This is a genomic window from Pseudomonas sp. IT-P253, from assembly GCF_949768125.1.
Classification (GTDB): Bacteria; Pseudomonadota; Gammaproteobacteria; order Pseudomonadales; family Pseudomonadaceae; genus Aquipseudomonas.
This window is the reverse complement of sequence record NZ_CATKPT010000003.1, coordinates 76,863-101,316: the sequence shown is the minus strand read 5'-3', so window position 1 is coordinate 101,316 and position 24,454 is coordinate 76,863. Positions and strand designations below refer to the sequence as shown.

Annotated in this window: 23 protein-coding genes; 20 read left to right on the top strand and 3 right to left on the bottom strand. The window is 59.2% G+C overall.

The features are described 5' to 3' along the window. Window positions 1-115 precede the first annotated feature (115 nt). The 8 genes from ACM6IR_RS01835 to ACM6IR_RS01800 all read left to right on the top strand — a co-directional run bounded on the left by ACM6IR_RS01835 (window position 116) and on the right by ACM6IR_RS01800 (window position 7,165). Window positions 116-1,405 (top strand): motility associated factor glycosyltransferase family protein, encoded by a 1,290-nt coding sequence (locus ACM6IR_RS01835; RefSeq protein WP_414906114.1) that lies wholly within the window; start codon window positions 116-118, stop codon window positions 1,403-1,405. Then, window positions 1,402-1,668: a hypothetical protein gene (locus ACM6IR_RS01830; RefSeq protein ID WP_414906113.1), complete on the top strand. Its 267-nt coding sequence runs from the start codon at window positions 1,402-1,404 to the stop codon at window positions 1,666-1,668. Before ACM6IR_RS01835 ends, ACM6IR_RS01830 begins: the two co-directional genes overlap by 4 nt. A 245-nt stretch (window positions 1,669-1,913) precedes the next feature. Further along, window positions 1,914-2,777 (top strand): flagellin domain-containing protein, encoded by an 864-nt coding sequence (locus tag ACM6IR_RS01825; protein ID WP_414906112.1) that lies wholly within the window; start codon window positions 1,914-1,916, stop codon window positions 2,775-2,777. Between the two features lie 70 nt (window positions 2,778-2,847). Beyond that, a complete protein-coding gene (locus ACM6IR_RS01820) occupies window positions 2,848-3,198 on the top strand; it encodes a flagellar protein FlaG (RefSeq protein ID WP_414906111.1) in 351 nt (116 codons plus the stop codon). Between the two features lie 82 nt (window positions 3,199-3,280). Continuing rightward, on the top strand, window positions 3,281-4,690 hold the full coding sequence (fliD, locus tag ACM6IR_RS01815) for a flagellar filament capping protein FliD (protein WP_414906110.1): 1,410 nt from the start codon (window positions 3,281-3,283) through the stop codon (window positions 4,688-4,690). Between the two features lie 128 nt (window positions 4,691-4,818). Further along, complete coding sequence (fliS, locus tag ACM6IR_RS01810) at window positions 4,819-5,214, top strand: flagellar export chaperone FliS (RefSeq protein ID WP_414906109.1); 396 nt, start codon at window positions 4,819-4,821, stop codon at window positions 5,212-5,214. Window positions 5,215-5,224: 10 nt separating this feature from the next. After that, entirely contained in the window at window positions 5,225-5,521 is a 297-nt protein-coding gene (locus ACM6IR_RS01805; RefSeq protein WP_414906108.1) for a flagellar protein FliT, read from the top strand. A gap of 168 nt (window positions 5,522-5,689) precedes the next feature. Next, the gene (locus ACM6IR_RS01800) at window positions 5,690-7,165 is read left to right on the top strand and encodes a sigma-54 dependent transcriptional regulator (RefSeq protein ID WP_414906107.1); all 1,476 of its coding nucleotides are present in this window, start codon (window positions 5,690-5,692) and stop codon (window positions 7,163-7,165) included. 334 nt (window positions 7,166-7,499) lie between these two features. Here ACM6IR_RS01800 and ACM6IR_RS01795 read toward each other — a convergent pair whose 3' ends face one another. Together ACM6IR_RS01795 and ACM6IR_RS01790 are read right to left on the bottom strand one after the other, a co-directional pair. Continuing rightward, complete coding sequence (locus tag ACM6IR_RS01795; RefSeq protein ID WP_414906106.1) at window positions 7,500-10,997, bottom strand: rhamnan synthesis F family protein; 3,498 nt, start codon at window positions 10,995-10,997, stop codon at window positions 7,500-7,502. A 2-nt stretch (window positions 10,998-10,999) separates the two neighbouring features. Then, complete coding sequence (locus ACM6IR_RS01790; protein WP_414906105.1) at window positions 11,000-11,488, bottom strand: hypothetical protein; 489 nt, start codon at window positions 11,486-11,488, stop codon at window positions 11,000-11,002. Between the two features lie 222 nt (window positions 11,489-11,710). On the opposite strand from ACM6IR_RS01790, the gene ACM6IR_RS01785 reads away from it, so the two are divergent. Next, on the top strand, window positions 11,711-12,934 hold the full coding sequence (locus tag ACM6IR_RS01785; RefSeq protein ID WP_414906104.1) for a sensor histidine kinase: 1,224 nt from the start codon (window positions 11,711-11,713) through the stop codon (window positions 12,932-12,934). Window positions 12,935-12,939: 5 nt separating this feature from the next. Beyond that, on the top strand, window positions 12,940-14,316 hold the full coding sequence (locus ACM6IR_RS01780; RefSeq protein ID WP_414906103.1) for a sigma-54-dependent transcriptional regulator: 1,377 nt from the start codon (window positions 12,940-12,942) through the stop codon (window positions 14,314-14,316). Here ACM6IR_RS01780 and ACM6IR_RS01775 read toward each other — a convergent pair. Next, window positions 14,298-14,522 (bottom strand): hypothetical protein, encoded by a 225-nt coding sequence (locus ACM6IR_RS01775; protein WP_414906102.1) that lies wholly within the window; start codon window positions 14,520-14,522, stop codon window positions 14,298-14,300. The two genes, ACM6IR_RS01780 and ACM6IR_RS01775, sit on opposite strands and share 19 nt — an antisense overlap. 82 nt (window positions 14,523-14,604) lie before the next feature. Here ACM6IR_RS01775 and fliE point away from each other — a divergent pair, with 82 nt between their 5' ends. From fliE to ACM6IR_RS01725, 10 genes are all read left to right on the top strand, one after another. Further along, a complete protein-coding gene (fliE, locus tag ACM6IR_RS01770; RefSeq protein WP_140670752.1) occupies window positions 14,605-14,934 on the top strand; it encodes a flagellar hook-basal body complex protein FliE in 330 nt (109 codons plus the stop codon). Window positions 14,935-14,949: 15 nt separating this feature from the next. Further along, window positions 14,950-16,737, top strand: coding sequence for a flagellar basal-body MS-ring/collar protein FliF (gene fliF, locus ACM6IR_RS01765; RefSeq protein WP_414906101.1), 1,788 nt, complete (start codon window positions 14,950-14,952; stop codon window positions 16,735-16,737). Next, entirely contained in the window at window positions 16,730-17,749 is a 1,020-nt protein-coding gene (gene fliG / locus ACM6IR_RS01760; protein ID WP_201118868.1) for a flagellar motor switch protein FliG, read from the top strand. The genes fliF and fliG overlap by 8 nt, the downstream gene beginning before the upstream one ends. A 7-nt stretch (window positions 17,750-17,756) precedes the next feature. Next, window positions 17,757-18,557, top strand: a complete 801-nt coding sequence (fliH, locus tag ACM6IR_RS01755) for a flagellar assembly protein FliH (RefSeq protein ID WP_414906100.1) — start codon at window positions 17,757-17,759, stop codon at window positions 18,555-18,557. After that, complete coding sequence (gene fliI, locus ACM6IR_RS01750; protein WP_414906099.1) at window positions 18,547-19,905, top strand: flagellar protein export ATPase FliI; 1,359 nt, start codon at window positions 18,547-18,549, stop codon at window positions 19,903-19,905. Before fliH ends, fliI begins: the two co-directional genes overlap by 11 nt. A gap of 6 nt (window positions 19,906-19,911) precedes the next feature. Continuing rightward, window positions 19,912-20,361, top strand: a complete 450-nt coding sequence (gene fliJ / locus ACM6IR_RS01745; protein WP_414906098.1) for a flagellar export protein FliJ — start codon at window positions 19,912-19,914, stop codon at window positions 20,359-20,361. Window positions 20,362-20,549: 188 nt separating this feature from the next. Next, window positions 20,550-20,855 (top strand): STAS domain-containing protein, encoded by a 306-nt coding sequence (locus tag ACM6IR_RS01740; RefSeq protein ID WP_414906097.1) that lies wholly within the window; start codon window positions 20,550-20,552, stop codon window positions 20,853-20,855. A 5-nt stretch (window positions 20,856-20,860) separates the two neighbouring features. Further along, entirely contained in the window at window positions 20,861-22,567 is a 1,707-nt protein-coding gene (locus ACM6IR_RS01735; protein WP_414906096.1) for an ATP-binding SpoIIE family protein phosphatase, read from the top strand. Between the two features lie 30 nt (window positions 22,568-22,597). Then, the gene (locus ACM6IR_RS01730; protein WP_414906095.1) at window positions 22,598-22,966 is read left to right on the top strand and encodes an Hpt domain-containing protein; all 369 of its coding nucleotides are present in this window, start codon (window positions 22,598-22,600) and stop codon (window positions 22,964-22,966) included. Window positions 22,967-23,049: 83 nt separating this feature from the next. Continuing rightward, the gene (locus tag ACM6IR_RS01725) at window positions 23,050-24,420 is read left to right on the top strand and encodes a flagellar hook-length control protein FliK (RefSeq protein WP_414906094.1); all 1,371 of its coding nucleotides are present in this window, start codon (window positions 23,050-23,052) and stop codon (window positions 24,418-24,420) included. Window positions 24,421-24,454 lie beyond the last annotated feature (34 nt).

Sequence of the window (24,454 nt, the reverse complement as noted above, 5' to 3'; positions counted from 1 at the left end):
GCCGTCGGCAGGCTTGTTTCGCGGTTCTGAAAAATCAAAATGCCCAATACAAAAATAGCGTTCAAGGTATAACCTTAAGCGCTATTTTTTTTTGCCTGTGGGAAGAGCGGGACGCATGAGGGAAAGCTTTGACGACAATGCTCGGGTGCTGGAACAGCGCTGGCCGACGCTGTACGCGAGATTGACGCTGGAAGACAGTACGGCGATCCAGGCCGAGTTGTCCGAAGGAGGGGTGACGCTAAGCATCGGCGGCATTCAACTCACCAGTCGCCATGATCGCGTCCACGAAGCCCGTGTGCAGGCGGCCAGCCTGCCGACCGGCAAGGCGCAGTTGCATGTTTATGGCACCGGTCTGGGCGATTTGCCGACGGTCCTGCTGGAGCGCGACGAGCTTGAGCGGCTGTATGTGCATATCCTCAACGGCGCTGTGTTTGCCTTGGTGCTGAAGTTGCTCGATCAGCGACGATGGCTCGAGGATCCGCGCGTAGAGCTGTTGTATGCCGGTGATCAAACGGATATCCATACACCGTTTTTTGCGCTGCCCTCCGAGATGGTGCTGGCGGACGACTTCAACGCGAAGATTCGCGATCGGCTCGTCAGCGAAGTGCATCTGAGTTTCAACAATCGTGAATTCGATCCGCAGTCTCCGGTGATTCTCCAGCGCTTGCAGGACAGCCTCGAGGTCCTGCTGGCCGACGACGATGTCGCACAGTTGTTCGGTACCTGCGCCGGCCAGGAAATCTATGTGATCGCCACCGGGCCAAGCCTTGAAAGTCATTTTGAGCAGCTGGCGGCGATACGCGAACAGGCGCAACGGCCTTTGTTCATTTGTGTCGACACCGCCTATCGACCGTTGCGGGAACATGGGATCAGGCCTGACCTGGTGGTGAGCATTGACCAGCGCATCAGCTTCCGGCACTTGCCCTTCGAGGACTCCGATGGCATTCCGCTGGTCTACCTGCCTATGAGCGACCCTGAGGTGTTGAAAGCGTGGAAGGGCAAGCGCTATGGCGGTTACTCGGCCAGCCCGATCTACGCTACGTTACGTCGCCAGCACGCCAGGGCGGAACTGTACGTGGGCGGTAGCGTGATTCATCCGGCCGTGGACCTGGCCGTAAAGATGGGCGCCGAGTGCATTACCTTGTTTGGCGCCGACTTTGCCTTCCCGATGAACAAGACCCATGCCAGCTGGGGCGATGGCGATCTGGGGCCAGGGGTGAATCTTGCTCGGCACTGGGTGCACGACGGGCATGGTGAGCGGGTCAGGACGCAGCTGAATTTCCGCAGCTACTTGTGTGAGCTGGAGCGATATATCGCCGGACACCCCAAGGTGCGTTTCTTTAACAGCAGTCGGTCGGGCGCAATGATTGCCGGCACCCAGTTCAATCGGGAGTTCGTGCGGTGAGTGCGCTTTCACAATGCATCAACGAATGCCGGCAGTGCGCCGGGTTGTTTCGCCTGGGCCGGGATGTCGAGGCGGCGTTAACCATGGTTGACCTGTTCGACGAGGCGCAGCGACTGTTACTCACGGCGCCTCAAGACGTGCAGCTGAGCTGGGCGCAGGTGCTCATGCAAATGCTGGCCTGTCAGGAGCGCCAGGATTGGCTGGGGCTTGCTGATTTCATGGAGTACGAATTGGTGGATTTGCTGGAAAGCGTTCAGGTTTAACAGCCGGGCGACGGCTCTGGTTGGGATGTTTGGGTGTCGGACGGTTTTATGGCGTCATTTTTCGGGTGGTGAGGGGCGGCTAAGCCCTTGTTTTCCAGGGGGGTGGCAGTGTGATGGCAATATTTTTTTAAAAAGCCCTCAAGCAACCTGCGATCGCGACGATAACTACTACGAAGGTTCTCTAGGCCACACCCGGCGGTTGCCAGGGCCGGAAGCCGCAGTACCCAACCAACGAGGATTTCGTCATGGCTTTAACAGTAAACACTAACGTCACATCGCTGGCCGTTCAGAAGAACCTGAACAACGCAGCTGATGCTCTGTCGACTTCGATGACTCGCCTGTCTTCCGGCCTGAAAATCAACAGCGCTAAAGACGACGCCGCCGGCCTGCAGATCGCTACTCGTATGAGCAGCCAGATCCGTGGCCAGAACGTTGCAGTGAAAAACGCCAACGATGGTATTTCCATGGCGCAGACCGCTGAAGGCGCTCTGCAGGAATCTACCAACATTCTGCAGCGTATGCGTGAACTGGCTGTTCAAGCCCGTAACGGCACCAACGGCACTGCTGACCAGACCGCAACCAACGCCGAATTCGCCCAGATGTCGGACGAATTGACCCGTATCTCGGCTTCGACCAACCTGAACGGCAAAAACCTGCTGGACGGTTCGGCTGGCACCATGACCCTGCAAGTGGGTTCCAACACGGGTACTGCCAACCACATCGACCTGGTTCTGAGCTCCAAGTTTGACGCCGTCAGCCTGTCGGTTGGTAGCGGTACTGTTGTTCTGACCGGTACTACCGCTGTTTCGGGTGCTGGTTCCGCTGCAACCAACATTGACAACGCGATCACCGCGATCGACGCTGCAATCGCTTCCATTGGTGCAACTCGTGCCAACCTCGGTGCTTCGCAAAACCGTCTGACCAGCACCATCTCCAACTTGCAGAACATCACTCAAAACGTGACTGCCGCTCAAGGTCGTGTACAAGACACCGACTTCGCCGCAGAAACCGCTAACCTGACCAAACAGCAAACTCTGCAACAAGCTTCCACCGCTGTTCTGGCCCAGGCTAACCAGCTGCCTTCCGCTGTACTGAAGCTGCTTCAGTAATTCGGAATGAGTTTTGGCGGGGGGGTGCGCTTGCGTGCTCTCCCGCTTTTTACTTTTTAAGGTGATGGTCATGGACATGAGCGTGAAGCTGAATCTGTCTTACCCGGCGGTGATGCCAGCCAGCAATGCTGCCGACAAACCGGCCGAAACGCCTCGCGTCGAGGGCGTCAAGGCTGTCACTGGAAGTAATGATTCTGACTCTGAAAAGCTGAAGAAAGCAGTGCAGGATATCGAGACGTTCGTTCAATCGATCAAGCGTAACCTGGAGTTTTCGATTGATGAGGCGTCCGGCAAGGTGGTCGTCAAAGTGATTGCCAGCGAGTCTGGTGAAGTGGTGCGGCAGATTCCTTCGGAAGAGGCCCTCAAGCTGGCAGACAGCTTGCACACAGCCAGTAACGTATTGTTCGACGCCAAAGCCTGACACTGGCATGAAACGTGTCTGTAGGACTCTTGGCCGCCGATAGTGGTCAAAAGACCGGCGACACACTGATAGGGAGATGCACATGGCAAGTCCAATTTTACCGGGTTCGGGTCTGGGGTCCGGCCTCGACATCGGTTCGATCGTCACGGCATTGGTCAACTCTGATAAAGCGGCACAGCAGAGCCAGATCACCAAGCAGACTTCGATCACGACTGCAAAAATTTCCGCCACGGGTGCATTGAAGTCGGTCCTGGCGGCTTTCCAGACAGCCATGGATGGTCTCAATAAAGCTGACGCCCCGGCTTTTTCGGGTTTTGCTGCCACTTCCGGCACACCAGCGACGCTGACCGTAACTTCCGATAACACAGCGGTTAACGGTAGCTATAACGTTGTAGTCAACAATTTGGCCAGCAGTTCGAAAATTGCCAGCGCGGCATTTGCCGGCGGTGCTAGCAGTGCCATTCCGACTGGTACCCTGACAGTCAGTCAAAATGGCATTAATTACGCCGTCAATATTCCGTCCGGTGCGACCTTGCAGTCGACGCGTGACGCCATCAACAGCACGCTGCAAGGCAAGGGTATTACTGCCAACATCGTCACCGATGCCAATGGCTCGCGGCTGGTGGTGGGTTCGACCGTGACGGGTGCAGGCTCGGATATTTCCCTGAGTGGTATTGCCGGGCTGGCGGTCGATGGCACCACGAAGATGGACGGTACTGCGACGGGTGCCGGCTATATCAGTGCCTTGGCTGCCGATGCATCCTTCTCCGTCGATGGTCTGGCGGTGACCAGCAAGAGCAATACGGTCAGTCCTGTTGGCGGCATCAGCATGAATCTGCTTGCAGGAGGTGGGGCGTCTTCGGTTGTCACGGTCGGTACCAACACCACCGGCTTGCAATCGAGTCTTCAGGCCTTTGTTGATGCTTACAACAAAGTGATCACTACCCTGACCGCCTATACGACGCCGAGTCTGGATGCTGATGGCAAGCCGACCGTTTCCAAAGCGATGACCGGTGACTCGTTGCCCCGCAACCTGATTTCGGCGGTGCGCAACGAACTGGTCAATGTCCCTTCCGGTTCGGGTGGTAATGGTCAGTTGGCCGTGCTGGCGCAGCTGGGGATCCAGACGGACCAGAAAGCGGGCACCCTGAGCATCGACAGCACCAAGTTTGCCGCGGCGATGGCGGGCGGGATGAGTGGTCAGGTGCAGTCGCTCTTCAGCGGCAGCACGGGTCTGATATCGCGCATGAGCGCCGCGATCGCGCCTTACTCCCAGACCGGCGGTATTCTGGATCAGCGCACTTCCACGCTGAGCAACACACAGCGAGACTTGACCAATCAGCAGTCGGCACTGGATTTACGCGTCAGCAACCTGACCGCTTCGCTGACCGCCAAGTACAACGCCATGGACTTGTTGGTCGGACAAATGAAGGCCACAGCCTCTAACATTACGTCGTTCTTCACAACGTTGAACGCGCAGAAGTCAGGCTGATTGTGAGTTGACACCCAAAACCCGGCTACGCTTTCAGGCGTGCCGGGTTTTTGTCTTTTAATTTAAAGTTTTTTGACTCGCGAGCGATACAGTTGTTAATGAGTCATTGCGTTGTTATGAGGTAGAGCATGAATCCGATGTTAGCCCTTCGGCAATATCAGAAGGTGGGGGCGCAAGCCCAGACTTCCGAAGCAAGCCCGCACCGGCTGGTGCAAATGTTGATGGAGGGTGGCCTGGACCGTATCGCTCAGGCCAAAGGCGCTCTGGAGCGCAACGATATTCCCGGCAAGGGCGTGTCGATCAGCAAGGCTATCGGTATTGTCGGTGGCTTGCGTGAAGGCCTGGACCTGGAAAACGCAGCTGAGAGTGTGGGGGAGTTGGACAAACTCTACTCCTACATGATGAAACGTCTGGCTGAGGCCAATATTCAGAGTGATCCCAGGATTCTCGACGAAGTCGCAGGTTTGCTTCGCACGGTGAAGGAAGGCTGGGATGCCATTGCTGCACCGGGTCCGCAGTTTTAAGGAGATCACCATGAGTCTTGTACTGCAGCGTATCGAACATACCCGTGAAGCCCTGGTCGGGGCATTGGCCGAGCGCAACTGGCAAGCTATCGGTCAATTGGACCTTGATTGCCGTTCCTGCATGGAAGATGTATTGAGTGAGCCTTCGCTGGACGAGGTGGCGTTGCGCGCCAATCTGGAGGAGTTGCTGGGGGTTTACAAGGAACTTCTCGAAGTGGCAATGGGGGAGAGGCAGGCGATTGTTGACGAGATGTCTCAGATCCACCAAGCACAGAACGCCGCAAAGGTTTACCATCTGTTTGGTTAACCCTCTGTTAATCCAAACATAGTGCGCCATAAATTTGACTGTGCACGTTTTTTTGACTTAACTAGTGGCTGTTTCCAGAATTCAGGCGTCTACAGGCGTAACGTGTCTGCAAGCGTCTAGCTTGCCCCAGCATTTGGGCATTGAGTTGACTAGGGAAGTTGCTATTGCATGTGGCGTGAAACCAAAATTCTGCTGATTGATGACGATAGCGTCCGCCGCCGCGACTTGGCGGTGATTTTAAATTTTCTCGGTGAAGAAAATTTACCCTGCGGTAGTCATGACTGGCAGCAGGCTGTCGGGTCTTTGTCGTCAAGTCGTGAAGTGATCTGTGTCCTTATCGGGACGGTCAATGCTCCTGGTGCACTTCCGGGCTTGTTAAAGACACTCGCAACCTGGGATGAGTTCCTTCCGATTTTGTTAATGGGCGATAATTCGTCCGTTGACCTCCCGGAAGACCAGCGTCGCCGAGTGCTTTCGACCCTCGAAATGCCACCCAGCTACAGCAAATTGCTCGACTCCCTGCACCGTGCCCAGGTCTATCGCGAGATGTACGATCAGGCCCGCGAGCGCGGTCGTCACCGTGAACCCAATCTTTTCCGCAGTCTTGTCGGCACCAGCCGGGCGATTCAACACGTCCGCCAGATGATGCAGCAAGTCGCCGACACCGATGCCAGTGTGCTGATCCTTGGTGAGTCCGGGACCGGCAAGGAAGTGGTTGCGCGTAACCTGCACTATCACTCCAAGCGACGCGACGCGCCGTTCGTACCGGTCAACTGCGGGGCGATCCCGGCCGAGTTGCTGGAAAGCGAATTGTTCGGCCACGAGAAGGGAGCCTTCACCGGGGCTATCACCAGCCGTGCCGGACGTTTCGAGCTGGCCAATGGCGGTACCCTGTTCCTCGACGAAATCGGCGACATGCCGCTGCCGATGCAGGTCAAGTTGCTGCGCGTGTTGCAGGAGCGCACCTTCGAGCGCGTGGGGAGCAACAAGACCCAGAGCGTCGATGTGCGGATCATCGCGGCGACCCACAAGAATCTTGAAAGCATGATCGAGATCGGCACCTTCCGCGAAGACTTGTACTACCGCCTGAACGTGTTCCCTATCGAAATGGCGCCATTGCGCGAGCGTGTCGAAGACATCCCGTTGCTGATGAATGAGTTGATCTCGCGCATGGAGCACGAAAAGCGCGGTTCGATCCGTTTCAATTCCGCAGCGATCATGTCGCTGTGCCGCCATGGCTGGCCAGGCAACGTCCGCGAACTCGCCAACCTGGTGGAGCGCATGGCGATCATGCATCCCTATGGGGTGATCGGTGTAGTCGAGTTGCCAAAGAAATTCCGTTATGTCGATGACGAAGACGAGCAACTGGTCGACAGCCTGCGCAGCGATCTTGAAGAACGGGTAGCCATCAATGGTCACACGCCGGACTTTACGGCGGGTGCCCTGCTGCCGCCCGAAGGCCTGGACCTGAAGGACTACCTCGGCGGTCTGGAGCAAGGCCTGATTCAGCAAGCGCTGGATGATGCCAATGGCATCGTGGCGCGAGCGGCAGAGCGGCTGCGCATTCGTCGCACCACCCTGGTGGAAAAGATGCGCAAGTACGGCATGAGTCGTCGCGAGGGTGATGAACAGGCGGATGATTGACGCCCGTTTTACAAGCCATTCATTTAAGGGCGGTTTTTTAGATTATTCACGCAATCCCGGGAAGCACAGAAACAACAACGCCGATTTGATTGATGATGTTCGCGCGAGCAAACACATCTAACAAATCGGCGTTTTTGTGCGCGATATTGATACTTTCCTTCCTTTTTGGGAGGGCTTTTCTGTCGTTACGATCAGGCCTGATGGCGACGACCTACAGATCGAACTGACTCCTCCACGCCACCCGATTTCCCTTCCTGTGGCGGCTGCCAGAAGCCTTGTTCAACCAGGCCTTTTTTCGAAGAGCTAGGGCCAGCGCGGAACGCTGGCCTCTTATTCAATCCGCCAGCCAGGCGTTTCGCCATGCCAACAGGTGTTCGTCCCTTAGCATCCAGTTATCGAGTACCACGCTGCGCAGGGCATCTCCGGCCCCGGCGTTGGCGTGGGGTTCAGCGAGATGTTCGCGAATAGCGGCAATCCAGTCTTTCGGCTTGTTCCTGACCCTGGTCACCGGGAAGTCACCGCGATAACAGAGGATGTCCGAGCAGATCACCGGGAAGCCACAGGCGCCGTATTCCAATAGCCTTAAATTGCTTTTGCAGGCATTGAAAATATTGTCTTTCAGAGGTGCCAAAGCCAGGTCCAGGTTTAAGCTGGCCAGGCGTGCCGGGTATTTCTCGATATTCACGCCGCTATGGAACTCGTGGACATAGGGACGCAGTGCCGGCGGGCACATGCCCATAAACACCCATTCCACTTCCTCTGCCAGTGCACGAACCACTTCGGCAATGACTTGCAAGTCTGCGCCATGGCCCGAGCCGCCTGCCCAGCCGACCCGGGGCTTGCGGCCTTGTTGGCGATGGCTGTTCAGGCCGCTCCACCACTGGCTTGGCAGGCGGTTCTCTACCACGCGAATGTCGGCGTTCAAACCTTTCAGTGCATTGGCCAGCGGCTGCGTCGATACCACCAGCCGGTCGCACAGACCCACGGCTTTCTTCAAGCGCTTGGCGATGTCTTTGGGCGGCAGTTCGCGGCTTGAGCCGGGGGCCACCTCGAGAATGTAGTCATCCAGCTCGTAAACCTTGAAGGCCTTGGAGAATGCCTTGGTGTTCTGCATGAATTCCAGCTGAGGCGTCGTGTATTGCCGCTGGAAAATAATTGTGTCCGGCGCTAGTCGCTCCAATTCTACCGGTTGAAGCGCCCAGTCGCTCACCGCGCCCTCGACCAGCTGCGCGGCTTTCATGGCGGCGAAGGGCTGGCGCACCCGATAATGTCCGCAGCCGGAAGCGTCGCCGGGGTAGCACAGCGCGTAAGGCAGCGCGCGACTGGCGAACGGTTGCCAGCTGACCTCGTTGCGGCATTCGGAGGCGAAGCCGCTGCCTTCCAGGGTCAGGTTGCGGTTGTAGGCCGGGTCGTTGGCGAGCAGCGGCAGCCAACGCTGGTACATCACCGATTGTTCGCGCTTGAAGCGTTCGCGCTTGGCTTCCAGCTTGGTCGTGTCGACCTTGTTCTGGCTCACGTTGGCTTCGTGAATGAGCACCGCATAAGGCGTCCAGACAATCAGTCGCCCGGCCTGGCCGACTTTCAGGCACAGATCTACGTCGTTAAACGAAACTGCCAGGCCGGCCTCGTCCATTCCGCCCACTTGACGGTACAGCTCAGTGCGGATCATCAGGCAGGCGGCGGTCACCGCGCTGTAGTTCTGATCAACCTGCAAACGGTGAAGGTAGCCGTTGGACTGCATTGGGTCGCCGACGAATGGGTGGTCTGCGACGCCGAGCAAGCCGAGTACCACGCCTGCATGCTGAATAGTCCCGTCGAGGAATAATAATTTGGCGCCGACTATCCCTACTTCCGGCCGCTGGGCGTGATGAAGCAGTGCGCCAAGCCAGTCCCCATCAATGACCGCGGTGTCATTGTTGAGCAGCACCAGGTATTCGCCACGGGCCTGGCTGGCGGCAAAATTGTTAATCGCCGAATAGTTGAAAGGGTGAGCGTAACGCAGGATGCGCACCTTGGCGTTGTTCAAGCGCTCCATACCGCTGAACCAATCCCGGGCTTCGGCTGTTTCACTGTTGTTGTCGATGATGATCAGTTCGTAATTCGTATAGCGGGTTTTCTCCATTATGCTTTCGATGCAACGGAGCAGCATCGGCAGGCAGTCCTTGGTGGGAATAAGGATGGACACCAACGGCTGCCCGGCGTGTTGGTAAACCACGCGGTTGGCCATTGGCAAAGGTCCTGCGCACAGTTCATGAGCCACGCCCAGGCGCTGCAAGTGCGCCTCGACTATGGCCGCGGAGTGCGCGATGACTTGGGGTTCGCCGAGCCATTGGGCGAAGTTGATTGCCTGGTGCACCAGCACATCAGCGAGGTGCCCGACGGTGCCCAGCCCATGAGTTTCAACCAGCCGATAGAGCAGGTCATGGGGCGCCAGTTCGGTGAAGGCGGGATCGAATCCATTGGCAGCCAGCACGGCCTCGCGACTGAAGGCCAGGGCTCGGCCGACATACGGATAACTGCGCAACAGATCCAGGTTCAGGTCCGGTTTGAATACCGGGTCTTGGCAGCCGATTGCGGACAGCGAGTCTTCATCGCTGTAGCAAGCGCTGATGCCGGGGTTCAGGGCGATGCCTTCGGCGAGCAATAGCAGCGCGTGGGGATCGAGTTGGTCGCCGCCCCGCAGCAGGTAGCACCAGTCGACCTGGATGCCCTGCAGCAGCTCATTGAGCTGGCTCGGCCAGGATTCAGCCAGCGGTAGCCAGACCAGATTGTCGGCTGGCGTCACCCCTACCGGTTCGGCATTGGACAGCACCACGATGGCCGCCGCCCCATAAAGCTGACGGTCGATGCTTTCCAGGCTGGAACGCAACAGCGCAATGTCACCGGTGGTATCAGTCAACACCAACAATACGTCCGGTTGCCGCGGCCAGCTCGCAAGTCGCGCCGGCAAACCTTCAAACTCGGCGGCAGCCAGTTGCCGGGTGTCCAGCCAGCGCCGATACAGGTCGATATTGCGCTGCTGTCGGCCGACATTCGCTAGCACGCCGAAAAAGCGTTCCAAGGCGTGTGCCAGGGTGCCTTCGAGCTGGCCGCGTTCAGTTTCGAAATCTTTGCCCGTCAGGTGCATCCGTTCCAAGGGGGCCAACGCTTCGGTGCGCACAAAGAACATGGTGCCGGCAATAAATTCCGCCTCGTCGATTCCTTGTGGGTCAATGCCGGCACGCTCGGCCAGGGTGACCAGGTACGTGCGGTTGCTTTCATCAAGGTTTTTGGTGACCGGCAGCAAGTATTTCTCGGTACCAAGCAGTGGAAGGTGCACCGGGTCGGCAAGGTATTCTACCGCTCGGCGAAAGCGTACAGGGCTTAGCAGGTCATCGAAAAGTTCACGGCCCCAGGAGTTCTCCACGCCCAGGTGCCACGAGCGCTTGGTGTGCAGCTTGACCAGCGTGTGGATGTTATCGGCACGTAAAAACGGCAGTACCCGCAGGAATGGTAAAACATCCCTCCCGTGGTTGGGCACCCGGTACAGCGAATAACTCAGCCCGCTGGCCGCCAGCTGAGCATGTACCGTATCGTCACGGCCGGCCACGCAGGTTACGTAGAGATGCAGGCGTTCAGGCAGCTTAATCAAACGGACCAAAATGTCTCGCAGCACATTGGGGTAATACGCATGGATGACCACGCCGACTGGCGGCTCGCCGTCTTCGAGAGGTGGCTGCTGCACGACCAGCACTTCGCACTCCTCCACGAACGGGTCTGGGCTGCTGTGTGCGTTGATGGGCTGGGTTTCGGACGCCAGGTAAGCACCTTGGGCTGAGGGGGTATTTGTCATGTTCACACCAATTTGAATAGGGGGCGAAGGTAGAGCTCGCTGAGGCCGCCTTCACGGCCGAGGCGATTGCAGGTGTCCGCTTTAGCGAGGGCGTCGGCCCCATCGATCAGCTCGATTTGCAGGGTCTGCGGGTCCAGCTCCCGCGCGATGTGCTCGACCTGGCAGCCGGTACTTGCCAGCGCCGTCTCGAGGCAGACGGGTATTTCAGCCTGCACGTTGCGACTCGCTACGGGTTGAGCGGTATCACCCCCCAATTGAAGCCACTGGTGAGGAGCCAGTCGTCTGTAGGGCGAAGCGCTTTCAGGAAGCCCTGGATATAACCTTTCAGCGCGTGTTTGTCGGAGGACCGGCGCTGTATCGAAATCGACTTCGGCGTGGTGCAGCACATTGAACAACAGCACGTGAAAATGTCCCTGCACACAACCGTCAATGAAATGTTGCTCCTTGCTATCCAAAAGAGGCCAAGCAGGAAGCGTTCCAATTTCGGGCATCGACGCCAGTGGAGGGCTGGGGTGATTGCACCCGGATCGCCAGCCCTTGATCGCCGTTTTGCAGGCGTCGTCATGCCACCGTTACCGGGATAGCGAGTTCTTTTTCATGAGGATTAAGAGCATCTTTCCCGGTAATCCATGAAGAGCCTTTTTAGGCACGGGTATTGCTACATCCCTCGCAACGTTCCGTTTAACTGACGGTCAGCCTAGCGAGAGAGCACAATGCCCCAAGCCGCCCAGAGGTCTCCTGTCCCTGACGTTTCGGGGCAACCGTCGTCCGTAGAGCAGGCAAGCCGGCTTGGCCTTGAGCAGGCATTCGCACTGTTCAGCCAGATGTCGAGCCAGTTGACTGACTCCTACAGCATGCTCGAAGCCCGTGTCACCGAGCTCAAGGGTGAGTTGGCGGTTGTCAGTGCTCAACGCATGCAGGAACTGGCGGAAAAAGAACGCCTGGCCAACCGCCTGCAAAACCTTCTGGATCTGTTGCCCGGCGGTGTCATTGTTATCGATGCCCAGGGCATCGTGCGCGAAGCCAACCCCGCCGCCTGTGAATTGCTCGGCCTGCCCCTCGAAGGCGAGTTGTGGCGCCAGATCATTGCGCGTTGCTTTGCGCCGCGTGAAGACGATGGTCATGAAGTCTCCCTCAAGGATGGTCGTCGCTTGTCGATTGCCACTCGCTCGCTGGATGCCGAGCCCGGTCAGCTGGTGCTGCTCAACGACCTGACTGAAACCCGACACCTGCAGGATCAACTGGCCCGCCACGAACGTCTGTCGTCCCTGGGTCGGATGGTTGCGTCGCTGGCCCATCAGATTCGTACACCGTTGTCCGCTGCTTTGCTTTACGCCAGTCATTTGACTGAGCAAGAGCTGCCTGTCGCCACTCAGCAACGATTTGCCGGACGCCTTAAAGAGCGCCTGCATGAGCTGGAGCATCAGGTTCGCGACATGCTGGTGTTCGCGCGCGGCGAATTGCCGCTGACCGATCGCGTCACTCCGAAGCTGTTGATGCAGGCGCTGCAAGCGGCGGCACTGACGCATGTACAGGATTTGCCGATCCGCTGGCAGTGCGACAGTCATTCCGGCGAGCTGCTGTGCAATCGTGACACGCTGGTCGGGGCGATCCTGAATCTGATCGAGAACGCTATCCAGGCCAGTCCCGGCGATGTTCGTTTGAAGGTCCACCTCTATACCCGAGGCAACAACCTGCGTCTGTGTATCAGCGACAGCGGCAGCGGCATCGACGCCAAGGTGCTGGCCCGTTTGGGTGAGCCGTTTTTCACCACCAAAACCACCGGAACCGGCCTCGGCTTGACCGTGGTCAAGGCAGTGGCTCGCGCCCATCAGGGAGAATTGCACCTGCGGTCGCGGCTGGGTCGTGGCACTTGCGCGCAGGTGATTCTGCCGCTTTTTTCCGATGAGAAGCGCAGTGCTCGGGGAGCGGAGTGAAGGGCATGGGGATCAAGGTTCTACTGGTCGAGGATGATCGCGCACTCCGGGAAGCGCTGGCGGATACGCTGTTGCTCGCCGGGCTCGATTACAAGGCGGTCGGTTCGGCAGAAGAGGCGCTGGCGGCGGTGGGTGTCGAGGCCTTTAATCTGGTGGTCAGCGACGTCAACATGCCGGGCATGGACGGCCATCAGTTGCTCGGATTGCTGCGCGCTCGCCAACCTCAATTGCCCGTGTTGCTAATGACGGCTCACGGCGCTGTAGAGCGGGCAGTCGATGCGATGCGTCAGGGGGCGGCGGATTATCTGGTCAAGCCATTTGAGCCCAAGGCGTTGCTCGATCTGGTGGCGCGGCATGCGCTGGGCAGTATCGGTGCGACCGAGAGCGAGGGACCGGTGGCGTTCGAGCCGGCCAGTGCGCAATTGCTGGAGCTGGCCGCGCGTGTCGCGCGCAGTGATTCCACGGTATTGATCTCCGGCGAGTCCGGGACCGGTAAGGAAGTGCTGGCGCGCTACATCCATCAGCACTCCCATCGCGCCAGTCAGCCATTCATTGCGATCAACTGCGCCGCCATTCCTGACAACATGCTTGAAGCGACGCTGTTCGGTCATGAAAAGGGTTCGTTCACCGGCGCCATCTCGGCACAGGCCGGCAAGTTCGAACAGGCTGACGGCGGGACCATACTGCTCGACGAAATTTCCGAAATGCCCCTGGGTCTCCAGGCCAAGTTGCTGCGTGTACTGCAAGAGCGCGAAGTCGAGCGGGTGGGTGCCCGCAAGCCGATTGCACTGGATATTCGAGTCGTCGCGACCACCAACCGTGATCTGGCCGGAGAAGTGGCGGCGGGGCGTTTTCGCGAAGATCTTTACTATCGCCTGTCAGTCTTTCCTTTGGCCTGGCGTCCATTGCGCGAGCGTACCGCGGACATCCTGCCGCTGGCCGAGCGACTGCTGGCCAAACACGTCAATAAAATGAAGCATGCTGTGGCGAGGCTGTCGCCTGAGGCTCGGGCGTGCCTGATCGCTTATCCATGGCCGGGCAATGTACGCGAGCTGGACAACGCCATTCAGCGCGCGCTGATTCTGCAGCAGGGTGGTTTGATCCAGCCTCAGGATTTTTGCCTGGCCGGGCCGGTCGCTTGTGCACCATTGCCGGCATTGCCGGTACGAACCGCGGAGGTTGAGTCCGAGTCGGCGGGGGCGTTGGGCGATGACCTGCGTCGTCGTGAGTTCCAGATGATCATCGACACCTTGCGCTCCGAGCGCGGCCGTCGCAAAGAAGCTGCCGAGCGTTTGGGTATCAGTCCGCGCACGCTGCGCTACAAGCTGGCGCAAATGCGTGACGCCGGAATGGACGTGGAAGCCTATTTGTTCGCCACCTGATCTGATTTTTGTAGCAGCTGGCGAAGCCTGCGTTCGGCTGCGTAGCAGTCGTAAAACCTGAGCATCTGGTCTTTCTGAAACACCGCGTTGACGATTTCACGACTGCTGCGCAGCCGAACGCAGGCTTCGCCAGCTGCTACAGATTGCATTACAGCCTGAAAGATTCGAATGAGAGCCTGGGGCGGGCTTTTGTTTAGAGTGGCCATGGAGCTGGCACCCTTGTTGCTAACACCTCACTGCCCGCCGAGTGAGTGTCAAAAAATTGCGGGTCGCCAATGAGAGTAGACCATGAGCCAAGGTATTGAATTTAATCGGTTGATGCTGGATATGCGCTCCATGCAAATGGATGCCATGTCTGCGTCGAAATCGACTGCCGCAGTCCCTGAACTGGGTGGCAGCAGCTTTTCCGACATGCTCGGTCAGGCCGTCAATAAAGTGAACGACACTCAACAGGCGTCCAATCAGTTGGCCAGTGCCTTCGAGATCGGCAAGAGCGGCGTCGACCTGACGGACGTGATGATTTCCTCGCAGAAGGCCAGCGTGTCCTTCCAGGCGTTGACCCAAGTGCGTAACAAACTGGTTCAAGCCTACCAAGACATCATGCAGATGCCGGTTTAAGGACGAGATTGAGTCATGGCAGAAGCAGTCGCCGATAATGTTCCGGCCAAGGCCTCCCCGATAGACGGCAAACCGCCGCTGTTCGGCTTGTCCTTCCTGGAAAACCTCTCCGAGATGACCATGTTGCGTCAGGTGGGCCTGTTGGTTGGCCTGGCTGCGAGCGTGGCGATTGGCTTTGCCGTGGTGTTGTGGTCCCAGCAGCCGGACTACCGGCCTCTGTACGGCAGCCTTGCCGGTATGGACGCCAAACAGGTCATGGATACCCTGGCCTCCGCTGATATCCCTTATACCGTTGAACCCAATTCCGGAGCCTTGCTGGTCAAGGCTGATGACCTGTCCCGTGCGCGGCTCAAGCTCGCGGCCGCTGGTGTCACTCCCAGCGACGGCAACATCGGTTTTGAAATCCTCGACAAGGACCAGGGCCTGGGGACCAGCCAGTTCATGGAAGCCACCCGTTATCGTCGCGGCCTCGAAGGTGAACTGGCCCGGACCATCTCCAGCCTGAACAACGTCAAGGGTGCTCGCGTGCACCTGGCGATTCCGAAAAGTTCGGTGTTTGTGCGCGACGAGCGCAAGCCAAGCGCTTCGGTGCTGGTGGAACTGTATTCCGGCCGTTCGCTGGAGCCAGGCCAGGTGGTGGCGATCATCAACCTGGTCGCGACCAGTGTTCCGGAACTCAGCAAATCCCAGATCACCGTTGTCGACCAGAAGGGCACGCTGCTCTCGGATCAGGCGGAAAACTCTGAACTGACCATGGCCGGCAAGCAATTCGATTACAGCCGTCGCATGGAAAGCATGCTCACCCAGCGTGTGCACAACATTCTGCAACCGGTGCTGGGAAACGACCGCTATAAGGCCGAAGTCTCGGCCGACGTGGACTTCAGTGCCGTCGAGTCCACCTCCGAGCAATTCAACCCGGATCAACCGGCGTTGCGCAGCGAGCAGTCGGTGAATGAACAACGCACCGCCAGCAATGGTCCGCAAGGTGTGCCGGGCGCTTTGAGCAACCAGCCACCAGCGCCAGCCTCCGCGCCGCAAACCACCGGTGGCTCTGCCGCGTCGGCCGGCATGGTACAGCCAGGCCAGCCACTGCTTGACGCCAACGGCCAGCAAGTCATGGACCCGGCCACGGGGCAGCCGATGCTTGCACCTTACCCGGCCGACAAGCGTCAACAATCTACCAAGAACTTCGAACTCGATCGCTCCATCAGCCATACCAAACAACAGCAGGGCCGTTTGAATCGCCTGTCGGTGTCGGTGGTGGTGGATGACCAGGTCAAGATCAACGCCGCCACCGGTGAAACCACCCGCGCGCCGTGGAGCTCCGACGAATTGGCGCGCTTCACACGTCTGGTGCAGGACGCCGTCGGCTTCGACGCCAGCCGAGGCGACAGCGTCAGCGTAATCAACATGCCGTTCTCCGCCGAGCGCGGTGAAGTGATTGCCGATATTCCGTTCTACTCCCAGCGTTGGTTTTGGGACATCGTCAAGCAAGTGCTGGGTGTCTTGTTCATCCTGGTGCTGGTGTTCGGTGTGCTACGCCCGGTACTCAACAACATCACCGGTGGTGGCAAAGGCAAACAGCTGGCAGGCATCGGCAGCGACGTCGAGTTGGGTGGCATGGGCGGCCTGGACGGCGAACTCGCCAACGACCGCGTCAGCCTCGGTGGCCCGCAAAGCATCCTGCTGCCGAGCCCGAGCGAAGGCTATGACGCGCAGTTAAATGCAATCAAGAGCCTGGTGGCCGAAGATCCGGGTCGTGTGGCCCAGGTCGTGAAAGAGTGGATTAACGCAGATGAGTGATAACCGAGCCGTTGCCGCCAAACTGACCAAGGTCGACAAAGCTGCGATTCTGCTGCTGTCCCTCGGTTCCACCGATGCTGCCCAAGTGTTGCGCCACATGGGGCCTAAAGAGGTCCAGCGTGTGGGTGTGGCGATGGCCCAGATGGGCAACGTGCACCGTGAGCAAGTCGAACAGGTCATGAGCGAGTTCGTCGAGATCGTCGGCGACCAGACCAGCCTGGGCGTCGGCTCCGACGACTACGTGCGCAAAATGCTCACCCAGGCCCTTGGCGAAGACAAGGCCAACGGCCTGATCGACCGGATCCTGCTCGGCGGCAACACCAGCGGGCTCGACAGCCTGAAGTGGATGGAGCCGCGCGCGGTTGCCGACGTGATCCGTTACGAGCACCCGCAGATCCAGGCGATCGTCGTGGCGTATCTCGACCCCGACCAGGCCGGCGAAGTGCTGGGCAACTTCGACCATAAGGTGCGACTGGACATCATTCTGCGGGTTTCCTCACTCAATACCGTGCAGCCAGCGGCGCTGAAAGAACTCAACCAGATTCTCGAGAAACAGTTCTCGGGCAACTCGAATGCTTCGCGCACCACCCTGGGTGGCATCAAGCGGGCGGCCGACATCATGAACTTCCTCGACAGCTCGATCGAAGGTCAGTTGATGGACTCGATCCGCGAAGTCGACGAAGACCTGTCCGGTCAGATCGAAGACCTCATGTTCGTGTTCAACAACCTGTCCGATGTCGACGACCGCGGCATTCAGGCCCTGTTGCGCGAAGTGTCTTCCGACGTGCTGGTACTGGCCCTCAAAGGCTCGGACGAAGGCGTCAAAGAGAAGATCTTCAAGAACATGTCCAAACGGGCCGCCGAACTGTTGCGCGACGACCTCGAGGCCAAAGGCCCGGTGCGCGTCAGCGACGTGGAAACGGCGCAGAAAGAAATCCTCACCATTGCCCGCCGTATGGCCGAAGCCGGAGAAATCGTTCTCGGCGGGAAGGGCGGCGAAGAGATGATCTAAGGTCACTATGTCGTCCAAACATGATGAGTCCCAGACCGACCTGATCCGTGCCAAGGACGTCGGTGGTTTCGATGTCTGGTCGTTGCCCAGTTTCGACCCGTTTGTGCCGGTGCCCGAGCCTGAACCTGAGCCCGAGCCTCCGGAAATGGAAGAAGTGCCGCTGGACGAAGTCCAGCCACTGACCCTTGAAGAACTCGAAAGCATTCGCCAGGAAGCCTACAACGAAGGCTTCGCCACTGGCGAAAGAGAAGGCTTTCACAGCTCCACGCTCAAGGTCCGTCAGGAAGCCGAAGTGGCGTTGGCGGCCAAGATTTCCAGCCTGGAGCAGTTGATGGGCCACCTGTTCGAGCCCATCGCCGAGCAGGATACCCAGATTGAAAAGACGTTGGTCGACCTCGTGCAGCACATTACCAAACAGGTGATTCAGCGCGAACTGGCCATCGACTCGACCCAGATCGAGCACGTCATGCGTGAAGCGCTCAAACTCTTGCCGCTGGGTGTGGGCAACGTGCGGCTGTACATCAATCCACAGGATTTCGAACAGGTCAAAGCCCTGCGCGAACGCCATGAGGAAACCTGGCGCATCGTCGAGGACGAGGCACTGTTGCCGGGCGGTTGTCGGGTCGAGACGGAGCACAGCCGTATCGACGCCACGGTCGAAACCCGTGTTACGCGGGTCATGGACAAACTGTTCGATCAGTTGCACGAGCAGGCGCTGCACCCGGCAGCGCCGGACCTGAGTCTGGAATTGCCGATCGACGACAAGCCGGCCGTCGCGCCAGCGGCGGATGCTCCCGATGCGCCTTGATCGCACCAGCTTCGCCAAGCGCCTCGGCAGTTACGCCGAGGCCACGGAGTTGGCCGGCGCACCGATCCTCGAAGGCCGCTTGTTGCGCATGGTCGGCCTGACCCTCGAAGCCGAAGGCTTGCGCGCCGCCATGGGCAGCCGCTGCATGGTCATTAACGACGACAGCTATCACCCGGTACAAGTCGAAGCCGAAGTCATGGGCTTCTCTGGCAGCAAAGTCTTTCTGATGCCGGTGGGCAGCGTCGCCGGCATCGCTCCCGGCGCCCGCGTGGTTCCGTTGGCCGATACCGGTCGCTTGCCGATGGGCATGAGCATGCTCGGGCGGGTGTTGGACGGTGCCGGTCGTGCGCTGGACGGCAAGGGCGGGATGAAGGCCGAAGACTGGGTGCCGATGGATGGCCCGACCATCAATCCACTCAAGCGCGAACCGATCAGTGAGCCGCTGGACGTGGGGATTCGCACCATCAACGGTTTGTTGACGGTCGGCCGTGGTCAACGGCTCGGGCTGTTCGCCGGTACGGGCGTCGGCAAGAGTGTGCTGCTGGGCATGATGACTCGCTTCACCGAGGCCGACATCATCGTCGTCGGCCTGATCGGTGAGCGGGGTCGTGAAGTTAAAGAGTTCATCGAGCACATCCTCGGTGAAGAAGGTCTCAAGCGTTCGGTGGTGGTTGCATCACCGGCGGACGATGCGCCGCTGATGCGTTTGCGCGCTGCCATGTATTGCACGCGCATCGCCGAGTATTTTCGCGACAAGGGCAAGAACGTCCTGTTGCTGATGGACTCCCTGACCCGTTTCGCCCAGGCCCAGCGGGAAATTGCCCTGGCCATCGGCGAGCCACCCGCGACCAAGGGTTATCCGCCGTCGGTGTTCGCCAAGCTGCCCAAGCTGGTGGAGCGGGCCGGTAACGCCGAGAAAGGCGGCGGCTCGATCACCGCGTTCTACACCGTATTGTCCGAAGGCGATGACCAGCAGGATCCGATAGCCGATGCGGCGCGGGGCGTGCTCGACGGACATATCGTCCTGTCCCGGCGCCTGGCCGAGGAAGGGCATTACCCGGCCATCGACATCGAGGCGTCCATCAGCCGGGTCATGCCGTCGGTGGTGTCGCCGGAGCACATGATGCGTGCCCAGTACTTCAAGCAACTGTGGTCGCGCTATCAACAGAGTCGAGACCTGATCAGCGTCGGTGCTTATGTCGCTGGCGGTGACCGGGAGACCGACCTGGCGATTTCCCTGCAACCGCAGTTGGTCAAATACCTGCGCCAGGGCCTGAACGACAGCATCAGCCTGGGTGAAAGCGAAGCCTATCTCGGCTCGATCTTCGCTCCTGCGGCCGGGGGCTAATCGATCATGGCCCAGAGTCGGGCAGGGCGCCTGGCGCCGGTGGTCGAAATGGCCGAAAAGGCCGAAAAAACGGCCGTCCAGCGGTTGGGGCATTTTCAGGGCCAAGTGCGCCTGGCCGAAAGCAAACTCGCCGACCTTGAAGCGTTTCGCCTCGATTATCAGGAACAATGGATCGTGCGCGGCAGCAGCGGTGTGTCGGGGCAATGGCTGCTGGGATATCAAGGCTTCCTTGCGCAACTGGGCACCGCCATCGATCAGCAGCGACAAAGCCTGGTTTGGCATCAGAACAATCTGAACAAGGCGCGGGAATCCTGGCAACAGGCGTTTACCCGGGTCGAAGGCTTGCGCAAGCTGGTTGCGCGCTACATGGATGAGGCGCGCAAGCTCGAAGACCGGCGCGAGCAGAAATTGCTGGATGAGTTGTCCCAGCGGTTACCGCGCCAGGATCCGTATTGAATCAGGTTGACCGCGTTATCGTTCTTCGCGAGCAGGCTCGCTCCCACGGGGGATGCGGTCAACCTGTGGGAGCGAGCTTGCTCGCGAAGGCGTACTCCAGGGTGACACCGCTTAACGACCTTGCCCCGATCTTCGCCAAATGCTAAACCTTGTATACGTATGTTCCCCAATGACAAGGAAGCCGTTCAATGTCAGTTGTTACCGAAGTCTCCCAGGATGGGCAAAAGCTGACGATATCGATCAAGGGACGATTCGACTTCGCCAAACATCAGGAATTTCGTGAGTCCTACGAAAATCTTCAGCCAAAACCCGAATCCTTCGAAGTGAACCTGAAAGACGCCACCTACCTCGACAGTTCAGCGCTTGGCATGCTGTTGCTATTGCGTGATCACGCTGGCGGCGAGAATGCCGAGATCACGTTGACCAACGCTAATGCAGATGTGCGCAAGATTCTCGCCATCTCCAACTTCGAACAAATCTTCGACGTGGCGTGACCGTCATGCAGTCTTTGTTCGAGCCGCTGACGATCCTGATCGCCGAAGACAGCGCGGCCGATCGCATGCTGCTGGCGACCATCGTCCGTCGCCAAGGGCATGAGGTGCTGACGGCCGCCAACGGTGCCGAAGCAGTTGACGCGTTTCGCCAGCAGCGACCGCAACTGGTGCTCATGGACGCGATGATGCCAGTGATGGACGGTTTCGAGGCGGCGCGGCAGATCAAGGTGTTGGCAGGGGAAACCCTGGTGCCGATCATTTTCCTCACCTCGCTGACTGAAAGCGAAGCGCTGGCCCGCTGTCTGGAGGCCGGGGGCGACGACTTCCTGGCGAAACCCTACAACCAGGTGATCCTCGCCGCCAAGATCAAGGCCATGGACCGCTTGCGGCGGTTGCAGGCCACTGTGTTGCAACAGCGTGACCAGATCGCCAGGCACCACGACTACCTGCTCAACGAACAACGGGTGGCCAAGGCTGTGTTCGACAAGGTGGCCCACTCCGGCTGCCTGAATGCACCCAATATCCGCTACCTGCAATCGCCTTATGCGTTGTTCAACGGCGATCTTCTGCTGGCCGCGTTCACTCCGGCTGGCGACATGCACGTGCTGCTCGGCGATTTTACCGGCCATGGTTTGCCGGCCGCTGTGGGTGCCATGCCCCTGGCCGAAGTCTTCTATGGCATGACCGCCAAGGGTTACGGCCTGTCCGAAACCCTGCGCGAGATGAATGCCAAGCTCAAGCGCATCCTGCCGGTGGACATGTTCTGTTGTGCAACGCTGCTGTGCCTGAGTTTTCAGCGACGCTCGGTGGAGGTCTGGAACGGTGGGATGCCGGACGGTTACCTGCACAGCATCGCCAGCGGTGAGCGAACGCCGCTGACGGCTCGGCATTTGCCGCTCGGCGTGCTGAGCCCGCAATCCTTTGATGACCGCACCGAGGTGTTTCCGATGGCGGTCGGGGATCGGGTCTTCCTGTTGTCCGACGGGGTGATCGATACTTGCGATGCCAATGAGCAGTTGTTTGGTGTGGAGCGATTGCAGCAGGTATTTGCGGCCAATCGTCAGCCTGATGAGTTGTTCGAAGAGATCGAGCAGGCGTTGCGGGACTTTCGCGGCGAGGCTCGTGATGACGTGAGCATGGTCGAGGTCAGTTTGCTGGAGGCCGCACAGCTGAGCCCGCCGGCGCTGGTGTATTCCGACAGTGGTCAGTCCTGCCCACTGGACTGGTCGGTGAGTTTCGAATTTCGCGCCGCCACGCTCAAACGCTTCAATCCGCTGCCGTATCTTCTGCAATTGCTGCTTGAGGTCCACGGTCTGCGGGCTCAGAGCGGGGCGCTCTACAGTGTGCTGGCCGAACTGTATTCCAATGCCCTGGAGCATGGAGTGCTGGGGCTGGATTCGGCGCTCAAGCGCGATGCTTCGGGTTTTACCCGCTATTATCAGCAGCGCAATACTCGCCTGGATGAGTTGCAGGACGGCTTCGTGCGGGTGCATTTGCAGGTGACACCCAAGGGCGATGGCGGTTGCCTGACGGTTCGGGTTGAAGACAGTGGTAAAGGTTTCGATGTCGCGCGGGTGATGGAGCGGCCCGTTGACGCTGTCCGTCTGTCGGGACGTGGCGTCAGTCTGATCCGTCAGTTGGGCCGCAATGCGAGCTGGTCCGACGATGGTCGAAGTGCCCGCGTGGAGTTTTTCTGGGAGGCTCTGGCATAATCCACGCATTCTTGATCAAGGAGTGAGCAAGTGGTTGACCCACATCTGGACCGAAACGTACTGAGCGCGTTGCAGGAAGTCATGGAGGATGAGTATCCGACGTTGCTGGATACCTTTCTCGCCGATTCCGAAGAGCGTTTGAATCTGTTGCGTAACACTGACGATGCCGCGCAGCTCATGGAAACTGCCCATAGTTTCAAGGGCAGCAGCAGTAATATGGGCGCCATTCGCTTGGCCGAGCTGTGTCATAGGCTTGAGCAACAGGCCAAAAACAAAAGTCTCGTTGATATCAAACAGCTCGTCGGTGAAATCGACCGTGAATTTGCCATCGTCCGACACCTCTATGAGGCGGAGCGCCAACGCGCTCTGGCCACCAAACCCGCCGTCCGGCGCTATTAGCGCCAATTGGCAAAAGCTGGCTCGACCTTTGCAGCTTACTCCGTCAACTGTACCTACGATCCCAGTGCAGCGGAGCCCGTGTCATGCCCGTTACCCCCAATTCCCTTCTTCAGGCAGCCGCGCAGGCCAAGACTCAGGCCGCCTCCGCCAATCCCCCGGCGCTGGCCGCGGAGCCTGCGAACAAGGCCCCCAGCTTCGCCAAGGTCTACGCCAATCAAGCCCAGGTCAAACCCTCTGCCGTGAACAGCGCGCCAGCGAAACCGGTACGTGATCAAGCTTCGGACAGTAGCGGTAAAAAAGACATCAGCCACGACAAGTCTGCCGCCCCGGAACCGGCGGTTGCCGATAGCGGCAATACTTTGCCCGCCGATAAGCCAGCACCGGCCGACGGCCAGACCGCCAGCAATGATGCGTCGAATACGCCAGAGACGCCGGTGACCGATGCCGCGCCTGTTGACCCGGCGCTCGATCCTGCGTTGATGCAGGTAGTACAGTCGGCGGTTGCAGCGCCAGTGACGACCGCTGCACCCGTGGCAGCCACCGAGCAACCGCCGGTTGTTGCGGCTGCAACGCTCCCCCCTGCATCCTCGCCAATGACCGGTGCCGCCACTGATACCGATTTCGATCCCGAAGCCGATCCCCTCGACGCGCTGCCGGCCGTGCGCATGGCCATGGAGCAGAGCGGGCACGTTTCCGCCTCCAGCCAGGCACAGCCTAAAGCGCCACCGACCTCGGCCCAGACCCAGGCCGACGGTGAGCTGACCTCGGCGCAAAACTTTGCTGCGGGCATGGCGACCATGCTCGATGTGAAAGCCGACAAAGACAGCACCAGCCAGGGCGGCGACAAAGCGTTCAGCGGGCTGATTGATGACGGTCTCAAGGACCTGAAGTCGGCCAGTAGCGATACCCGTGTCGACGATTTTGCCAACCGTCTGGCGGCGCTGACACAGGCAGCCACGCCGAAAACCGCCAATGCGGTGCCGGTGAACCAGCCGATCGCCATGCATCAGAGCGGCTGGACCGAAGAAGTGGTGAACCGGGTCATGTACCTGTCCAGCGCTAATCTCAAGGCGGCCGACATCCAGTTACAACCGGCCGAGCTGGGGCGCCTCGATATTCGGGTGAACATGATTCCGGACCAGCAGACCCAAGTGACGTTCATGAGTGCACATGCAGGCGTTCGTGAAGCGCTGGACGGCCAGATGCACCGCTTGCGTGACATGTTTGAGCAGCAAGGCATGGGTCAGGTCAACGTCAACGTTTCCGATCAGTCCCGTGGCTGGCAGGGACAGGGACGGGATCAGGCGCAGCAGGGCCAAGGCCAGGGCGGGCGTACCAGCGCCAGTGGTGGTCGAATTGATTCCATGGATGAAGAGGTCGCGTCGAGCGTTGGTGAAGTAACAGCAACGGCGACCAGCGTGATCGGCTCCAGCGCCGTCGACTACTACGCCTGATCCCCGCCCCTGTAGGAGCGAGCCTGCTCGCGAT